This window comes from Klebsiella sp. 10982 (assembly GCF_048589245.1).
In the GTDB taxonomy this organism is placed as follows: Bacteria; Pseudomonadota; Gammaproteobacteria; order Enterobacterales; family Enterobacteriaceae; genus Klebsiella; species Klebsiella quasivariicola.
Genome location: NZ_JBMAXV010000077.1, coordinates 1 through 8,350, shown reverse-complemented (window position 1 = coordinate 8,350; position 8,350 = coordinate 1). Strand labels below are relative to the sequence as shown.

8 protein-coding genes and 2 pseudogenes are annotated in these 8,350 nt (G+C 51.1%); 7 read left to right on the top strand and 3 right to left on the bottom strand.

Going from position 1 to position 8,350, the window contains the following annotated elements:
* Both ACKLKD_RS27025 and ACKLKD_RS27020 read right to left on the bottom strand, forming a co-directional pair.
* Positions 1 to 688 (bottom strand): BCCT family transporter (locus tag ACKLKD_RS27025; RefSeq protein ID WP_420061998.1); only part of this gene is annotated, 688 nt, incomplete at its 3' end.
* A 425-nt stretch (positions 689 to 1,113) separates the two neighbouring features.
* A pseudogene (locus ACKLKD_RS27020) lies at positions 1,114 to 1,410 on the bottom strand (LysR family transcriptional regulator); the annotation flags it as partial.
* Between the two features lie 884 nt (positions 1,411 to 2,294).
* Here ACKLKD_RS27020 and arsR point away from each other — a divergent pair.
* The 7 genes and pseudogenes from arsR to ACKLKD_RS26985 all read left to right on the top strand — a co-directional run.
* A complete protein-coding gene (arsR, locus tag ACKLKD_RS27015) occupies positions 2,295 to 2,648 on the top strand; it encodes an As(III)-sensing metalloregulatory transcriptional repressor ArsR (RefSeq protein ID WP_001114073.1) in 354 nt (117 codons plus the stop codon).
* Positions 2,649 to 2,695: 47 nt separating this feature from the next.
* Entirely contained in the window at positions 2,696 to 3,058 is a 363-nt protein-coding gene (gene arsD / locus ACKLKD_RS27010; protein ID WP_004118102.1) for an arsenite efflux transporter metallochaperone ArsD, read from the top strand.
* Between the two features lie 17 nt (positions 3,059 to 3,075).
* A complete protein-coding gene (gene arsA / locus ACKLKD_RS27005) occupies positions 3,076 to 4,827 on the top strand; it encodes an arsenite efflux transporter ATPase subunit ArsA (protein ID WP_019704517.1) in 1,752 nt (583 codons plus the stop codon).
* 47 nt (positions 4,828 to 4,874) lie between these two features.
* Positions 4,875 to 6,164, top strand: a complete 1,290-nt coding sequence (gene arsB / locus ACKLKD_RS27000) for an arsenite efflux transporter membrane subunit ArsB (RefSeq protein WP_004118136.1) — start codon at positions 4,875 to 4,877, stop codon at positions 6,162 to 6,164.
* A gap of 12 nt (positions 6,165 to 6,176) precedes the next feature.
* Positions 6,177 to 6,602 (top strand): glutaredoxin-dependent arsenate reductase, encoded by a 426-nt coding sequence (gene arsC / locus ACKLKD_RS26995; protein WP_004118138.1) that lies wholly within the window; start codon positions 6,177 to 6,179, stop codon positions 6,600 to 6,602.
* A 236-nt stretch (positions 6,603 to 6,838) separates the two neighbouring features.
* Positions 6,839 to 7,567 carry a hypothetical protein gene (locus tag ACKLKD_RS26990; RefSeq protein WP_023307503.1) on the top strand — a complete coding sequence of 243 codons (729 nt, stop codon included), beginning with the start codon at positions 6,839 to 6,841 and terminating at the stop codon, positions 7,565 to 7,567.
* 71 nt (positions 7,568 to 7,638) lie between these two features.
* A pseudogene (locus ACKLKD_RS26985) lies at positions 7,639 to 7,755 on the top strand (transcriptional regulator); the annotation flags it as partial.
* 67 nt (positions 7,756 to 7,822) lie between these two features.
* Here the strand turns inward: ACKLKD_RS26985 and ACKLKD_RS26980 are convergent.
* Positions 7,823 to 8,350, bottom strand: a 528-nt coding sequence (locus tag ACKLKD_RS26980) for a DMT family transporter (RefSeq protein ID WP_032425350.1), incomplete at its 5' end; no start/stop codon positions are given.

Below are 8,350 nucleotides of genomic sequence, written 5' to 3'. Positions count from 1 at the left end.
GTAACCCGAAAAGATGGTTCAAACCGGCATTCACCTGCAAAACACCGTAACCCAGCGATGTCGCGACGCCAAAGACCGTGCCTATAACAGCGAAAATATCAACCGCATGGCCTAAAGGCCCGTATATGCGATCGCCAATAATGGGATAGAGTGCGGAGCGCAGAGTTAAAGGCAGACCGTGACGGTAACTGAAGAACGCCAGAATCAGCGCCACAATGGCATAAATTGCCCATGCGTGCAGTCCCCAGTGGAAGAAGGTCAGACGCATTGCTTCCTTGGCTGCCGCAACGGTTTCTGGAGTGCCAACGGGAGGCGAAAGATAATGCATTACAGGTTCGGCAACGCCAAAGAACATCAGGCCGATCCCCATCCCTGCCGAAAAAAGCATCGCAAACCAGGAATGGTAGCTGAAATCAGGCTGCGCATGGTCCGGGCCCAGCTTGATATCACCGTAGCGTGAGAGTCCAAGGAACGTGACACTTAGTAAAATCAGGGCCACAGCAAGGATGTAGAACCAGCTGGCATTCGTGAAGATTTGTTGCTGTAGTAGTTTAAAATTTTTGTCGGCGACCTCCGGGAATACGGAGGCAAAGGCGACAAGAAGGAAAATTAGCAAAGCAGATGTAAAGAATACCGCTTTGTTAATCTGGCTTGTAGACTTCTTCGGGATTGTATCATTATCACTCATAATCATTTATTCCATTAATTAAATCCGCACTGGATAGACGGTACTACCTTTCACAGAGTAGCAAAGTTCAACTGGCTATGCGGCGTTAATCGGAACGCATGGTGTAATGAGTTCCGATACAAATCATCCGATATTCTAAGGGGTTCTTGGTTACTCAGCCTGCCGCTTCCTGGCGCATTTAATTTGCATAATCTACATCAGACTTGGGATATACGTTTGACCCTGATCCGAGACCCAGCATCATTTAGAAACAGAATGCCGGCATGGTCTACAGTCCCTGAACGGATGTGGTGCCGATGAAAAAATCACTATCCACCAAAGAGCAGATTGTTACGCCCTGAAGCAGGCTGAACTGGGGATGTCCGTCCCGGAGGTCTGCCTTAAGCTGGGTTGTGCGCGGAGGTATGCCGGTGATGCACAGATAATCAGTCCCCAACGTTGTCATCGAGCTGCACTTCTGGCAGAACGTCCGGGTAGCGCCGACAGTATTCGTCAATGACTGGCCATAAAACCGGTGTGAAGGCCGAGCGTGGACCTACGCTACGTAACGGACCGACAATCTCGTCATTTGCCTGCCTTGCACGCGTAAGGGCGTGGTCCAGTACCGCCAGTGCCGGTTGTGTGGCTTCCAGCAGTTGCCTGCCCTCATCTGTCAGAGAGAGGCTGCGAGTTGTGCGATGAAGAAGACGCACCCCTAGTGAGTCTTCAAGTTGAGCCAGTGTCTGGCTGGCGGCCTGTTAGGTCACTCCTTTCGCGAAAGCTGCCTGGCGCAGGCTGCCCAGTTCCACAGCTTTTGCCAGTATGTCTATCGCGCGAATATACGCAGCACACTATAGCACTGGTAAGATTGCGGTATTTGACCGCCAAGTTTCCCTTATGGCACGATTCCATTGCCTGCAGGATGCAGGGCCTGGTTCAACCAATATGGCATTTTAATACGGGTACCTGTACGTCACATAGTCGCTAAGAAATGAAGTCTGGCGCGTTCGCCTTAACCACGCTCAACCGGGAATACAACCATGAAAACTTTTCTGAGTATCGGCTCGGGACCGGGTATTGGTCTGGACACTGCGATTCGTTTTGCGCGTGAAGGGTACAGGGTAATTCTGACATCACGTAATAACGTACACCTGCAGGAGCAGGTACTGGCTTTACAGAGTAAAAGGTTACCAGGTGGAAGGTCGTTTTGCCGACGCTGCTAATATCAGTTCCATCACAACATTAATCCATGATGTGGAAACAGCAACGTAAGGGAATGATGTTCTGCACTTCAATTCCGCTGCGCTTCATGACGGAGGTCTGGATGAACAGTCTGTTGATGGCCTCTTAACGGGGTCTGAGGGCCAATGGAACGAAAACGTACGCTAAGGAGATAATCAATTGTTATAATTAATATTACTCATTCTTCGCTATAAACTGAAAGCCCACACTAAGCAATGTTTTATCCTCAAATGACTTATTTCCCTACCCCACTAAAGTAACGCTCGCACATTAGGTCGTTTTTTAACCACACAGTAAAACTCGAAATAACATGCGAAAAAACGCATATGATTTTGACTTCTTGTTTGGGTGGAGAGACAATGCCCATTCATAGCAGGAGTACATAATGCCAGAAATCGCATCCCTACAACTTTTCAAAATACTATCTGATGAAACACGCCTGGGTATCGTACTACTGCTCAGGGAGATGGGGGAGCTGTGCGTTTGCGATCTCTGCACAGCGCTGGAACAATCACAACCCAAGACCTCCCGCCATCTGGCCATGCTTCGGGAAAGTGGCCTGTTGCTGGATCGCAAGCAGGGGAAATGGGTTCATTATCGCTTATCCCCGCATATTCCTTCCTGGGCTGCCCTGGTGATTGAGCAGGCCTGGTTAAGCCAACAGGACGACGTACAGGCCATCGCCCGTAAGCTGGCATCAGCAAACTGCTCTGGCAGCGGTAAGGCTGTTTGTATCTAAAAAATTTGCCTGAACATATATGTTTTTTCGAATGCGATGTGTTAGAGATGAAAACGTTAACGGTGTTTGATCCGGCGATGTGCTGCAGTACCGGCGTTTGTGGTTCAGATGTCGATCAGGTTCTGGTCGATTTTTCTGCTGATGTGCAATGGCTGAAAGGGCGTGGAGTTCAGATCGATCGTTACAACCTGGCGCAACAGCCGATGAGCTTTGTTCAGAATGAGAAAGCAAAAGCATTCCTTGAAGCTTCTGGAGCCGAAGGGCTTCCGCTGCTGTTACTGGATGGTGAAACGGTGATGGCCGGGCGATACCCAAAACGCGCTGAACTGGCTCGCTGGTTTGGTATACCGCTGGAAAAGGTGGGTTTAGATTCCACCAGTTGCTGTGGTGGTAAAACTTCCTGTTGTTGAGTATGTCAGGAGGACATATGAAATTCTTAAAGAATATCCCGTCTTACCTGTTTTTCACCGGTAAGGGAGGTGTAGGTAAAACTTCGATTTCCTGCGCAACGGCTATACGTCTGGCTGAACTGGGAAAGCGTGTTCTGCTTGTCAGTACCGACCCGGCTTCTAACGTCGGTCAGGTATTCGATCAGACTATCGGTAACACTATCCAGCCCGTGACTGCTGTGCCTGGACTTTCGGCTCTGGAGATCGACCCGCAGGACGCCGCCCAGCAATACCGCGCCAGAATCATTAATCCTATTAAAGGTCTTTTGCCTGATGACGTTGTTAACAGCATCAGTGAACAGCTTTCAGGAGCTTGTACGACAGAGATTGCTGCGTTCGACGAGTTTACTGGCTTACTGACCGATACTTCTCTGCTGACCCGCTTCGATCACATCATTTTTGATACTGCCCCAACCGGCCACACTATTCGTCTTCTTCAGCTTCCCGGAGCCTGGAGCAGCTTCATTGAAAGTAACCCTGATGGTGCCTCCTGTCTTGGGCCGATGGCGGGGCTGGAAAAGCAACGCGAACAATACGCTCATGCCGTTGAAGCATTATCCGATCCTGAACGAACTCGCCTGGTGCTGGTCACGCGATTGCAAAAATCAACACTACAGGAAGTCGGGCGTACTCATGACGAATTATCAGCTATTGGCCTTAAAAATCAGTATTTAGTCATTAACGGTGTTCTGCCAGCTAGCGAAGCAGAACGTGATGCACTGGCCGCCGTAATATGGCAACGAGAGCAAGAGGCGCTGGCAAATCTTCCTACCGGGTTATCTGATTTGCCGACAGACAACTTATACCTTCAGCCGCTGAACATGGTTGGTGTGCCCGCATTGAAAGGCCTGCTCAACGAACACGCTGAGATAGCATTGCTTCCTGAACAAAGCATACAAAACAAACCAGAGAATATGTCGTTCTCTGTCCTGGTCGATGATATCGCCCGCAGTGAACACGGTCTGATTATGCTGATGGGCAAAGGCGGTGTGGGTAAAACCACAATGGCTGCGGCTATCGCCATCAGTCTGGCGGATAAGGGTTTTGATGTGCATCTAACCACCTCAGATCCTGCTGCACATCTCAGTACAACGCTGAATGGCAGCCTCAAAAATCTGCAGGTCAGCCGAATCAACCCTCAAGATGAAACCGAACGCTATCGTCAGCATGTTCTGGAGACGAAGGGCAGGGATCTTGATGAGGCCGGAAAGCGGCTGCTCGAAGAGGATTTACGTTCTCCTTGCACAGAAGAGATTGCGGTGTTCCAGGCGTTCTCACGCGTAATCCGTGAAGCAGGCAAACGGTTTGTGGTCATGGATACGGCACCGACCGGGCATACGCTATTACTGCTTGATGCTACCGGGGCTTATCACCGTGAGATTGCTAAGAAGATGGGGAATAAAGTTCATTTTACCACTCCGATGATGCAGCTTCAGGACCCGGAACGCACCAAAGTCCTGCTGGTTACTCTGCCTGAAACCACTCCGGTACTGGAAGCGGCAAACCTGCAGTCCGATCTTGAGCGTGCGGGGATTCATCCCTGGGGCTGGATTATCAATAACAGCCTCTCTATTGCACAGACTCATTCACCACTGCTGTGTCTGCGTGCTCAACAAGAACTTCCTCAGATCGAGGCTGTGAAGAACCAGCATGCAAGGCGCATAGCGTTAGTACCCCTAATGGCATCAGAGCCTAATGGCATCGAGAAACTCAGAGAGTTGGCAGTTTAATTTTTTGGCATACACAGGGCGGCAGAGCAGTCCTGTCTGGAGGATTTATGTTACTGGCAGGCGCTATTTTTGTCCTGACCATTGTTTTGGTTATCTGGCAACCAAAGGGATTAGGGATCGGCTGGAGTGCAATGCTGGGCGCAGGACTGGCTCTGATATCTGGCGTTGTGCATGTGGGCGATATTCCGGTGGTGTGGAATATTGTCTGGAACGCGACGGCGACCTTTATTGCCGTGATTATTATCAGCCTGCTGCTTGATGAATCAGGCTTTTTCGAATGGGCGGCATTGCATGTTTCGCGCTGGGGTAACGGTCGTGGCCGTTTGCTCTTTACGTATATCGTTCTGCTCGGTGCAGCGGTGGCGGCACTGTTTGCCAACGATGGGGCGGCACTTATTCTGACGCCGATAGTCATCGCCATGCTGCTGGCATTAGGGTTCAGCAAAGGCACCATGCTGGCATTCGTCATGGCGGCCGGGTTTATTGCCGATACGGCCAGCCTGCCGCTTATCGTGTCGAACCTGGTGAATATCGTCTCGGCGGACTTCTTTGGACTGGGCTTCACTGAGTATGCGTCGGTAATGGTGCCGGTGGATATTGCCGCTATTATCGCTACGCTGGTGATGCTGCATCTGTTCTTCCGCGAAGATATTCCGCCGACTTACGACCTGGCTCTTCTGAAAGCACCGGCAAAAGCGATTAAAGATCTGGCAACCTTCAGAACCGGCTGGATAGTGTTGAGCCTTCTTCTGGTTGGCTTTTTCGTCCTTGAGCCGTTGGGTATCCCGGTCAGCGCGATTGCTGCTGTAGGGGCTGTCATTCTGTTTACGGTGGCGAAGCGAGGCCATGCCATTAACACTGGCAAAGTGCTTCGCGGTGCGCCATGGCAGATCGTCATATTCTCTTTGGGAATGTATCTGGTGGTCTATGGTCTGCGTAATGCCGGACTAACAGAATACCTCTCCGGTGTACTGAACGTGCTGGCAGATAAAGGACTTTGGGCAGCGACGTTTGGTACCGGCTTCCTGACGGCTTTCCTGTCTTCCATAATGAACAATATGCCTACCGTGCTGGTTGGTGCTCTCTCTATTGATGGCAGCACTGCAACAGGCGTTATCAAAGAGGCGATGATTTATGCCAACGTGATTGGCTGCGATCTGGGACCGAAAATTACACCTATTGGTAGCCTGGCAACGCTGCTCTGGCTGCATGTCCTTTCACAGAAGAACATGACCATCACCTGGGGATACTATTTCCGCACCGGGATCGTCATGACTCTGCCTGTGCTGTTTGTAACGCTGGCCGCGCTGGCGCTACGTCTCTCTATCACTTTGTAATGAGATACTGATATGAGCAACATTACCATCTATCACAACCCAGCCTGCGGCACGTCGCGTAATACGCTAGAGATGATCCGCAACAGCGGTACTGAACCGACCGTTATTCTTTATCTTGAGACTCCACCTTCACGCGATGAGCTGGTCAAACTAATTGCAGATATGGGCATTTCCGTCCGGGCGTTGCTTCGTAAGAATGTCGAGCCGTATGAGGAACTGGGTCTTGCAGAAGATAAATTTACTGACGACCAGCTCATCGACTTTATGCTGCAACATCCGATTCTGATTAACCGTCCGATTGTAGTGACGCCACTGGGAACTAAACTTTGCCGTCCTTCGGAGGTGGTTCTGGATATCCTTCCTGATGCCCAGAAAGCGGCTTTCACCAAGGAAGACGGTGAAAAAGTCGTTGATGATGCAGGTAACAGACTGAAATAAATGCGGTCTGGTGATGAAGGGCGAGAAGAACTCGCCCATTTTTATATAAAAAATCAGTGCTAACGGATGATCAGAAGCGGTTGTGAGGTATTTTGCAGCATTCCAGCGGTATGGCTACCGATTAAGAATCGCCGCAATCTGGAATGGCCGTAGACCCCATGATTATCAAATCGACATCATTTTCCTCTGCGTAACGAATAAGCATATCCCTGACTGACGGCCCAGAAAGATGCATTGTGCTGTTTTTAGACTGGCCCCCTCAGTTTGAAGCGGCCTACCGCGACCTGCTTTCCATCCGTACAGAAGATGATCTGACCCGGATTTTGCTGCGTAATGCACAGTACCTCCGCATGCGAACCAGCCAGGTTCTGCCACGGGGACAGCAGTTCTACGCCGGGACTGCGCTGTATTTTGCCCTGTTCTGCGATGTCGCCGGTCGTGATGAACAGACGATTGAAGCCTTCTGGGCCAGTATCGCGCGTTTCTGGGGAGCCTGGTATCGTCGGCAGGATTATTATCAGCAGATCAACCAGCTGCGCGGAGTCATGGGCAAGGCGCCGGCGAATGGTCTCAGCGAGGCGCATGCGGTGGGCGTTTACAGCCGGGTCGCAGTGTTTCAGGATGAAAGCGGCCAGAAAGGACACAGTCAGGTGCTGCTGACCCTTCGCACAGAGAATACGCAGGCGCTGCCGGCAGGCGAGTTCGATCAGTTTGAGTTGCCGTTCTGTAATGGTCACATTCTGGTGCCTGATCCGGGCTATGGCGCCCCCGTTGTTTTTCTCAACAATGTACTCGGCCTGGGGTTCCGCTTCCGGGAAGGAACCTGCTCCATGCACTGCTACACTGTGGAGGACGCCCGGCTCGGGGCTACCCAGACACTGACGGAAGTGGCGGAAGCGCTCGTCAGTAATGTTGATGCTCCCCTGCGGGCCTACGCTGCAACCATCCCGGTAAATCAGAGGTAGTTTCTGTAAAGGCCACGACCGTGTGGTCTTTCACTGCATGTGCAGCAACTGGATACCGGGGCTGGCTGTGAATTTTCTTGACGGCTGAGGCGTTTGAGACACTGGTCCGGGAATTCACCACGAAATGTGAAGAGGGTTCTTTGGACGGGGCCCTGACCGGACTTCGCTGTCTGTACGGAGAGCGCTGAATGATTTGTTAAGTGAATTTGTGCAGTATACATTCTGTACATGTACGCGAATCTGATTAAGCCATCATCAGCTACCCTTGACTTCCGGACTATTACCTGCGTAGCCGCGACGGCTGAGCTGATGGTAATGTACCGTGACCAGAACCCCGCCCAGCAACAGTAAAATGGCGGCAGTTTCCTGCAGATCCGGAATGCGCTGTGAATAGATAAAACCATATAGCAGCGCGAAAAGGGTTTCAAAAACCACCATCTGCCCTGTCAGTGATACCGGAAGACGCCGGGAACAGAGATTCCACGCCAGATATCCCAGCCATGAGGAGACCACGGCTAACATCATGTTCGTTATCCAAAAGAGCGTTTGAGTGTGTTCCGGTAACGACAAGTCAACTGCAGAAAACCTGAATATACTGGCGATGAGCCACAGCAGTACCGAAATACATCCCGTACACAGGCCTATCAGGAGCGACCACTGGTTGCTGTTGTAAGGGAGGTTTTTCAGACAGCGGGAGTTCTCGACAGCGTAACGGCTCCAGCACAGTAATGCAGCGAAGGCACAAAGCATCCCCAGCATCTGCCGTTTTCCTTCTGTAACTTG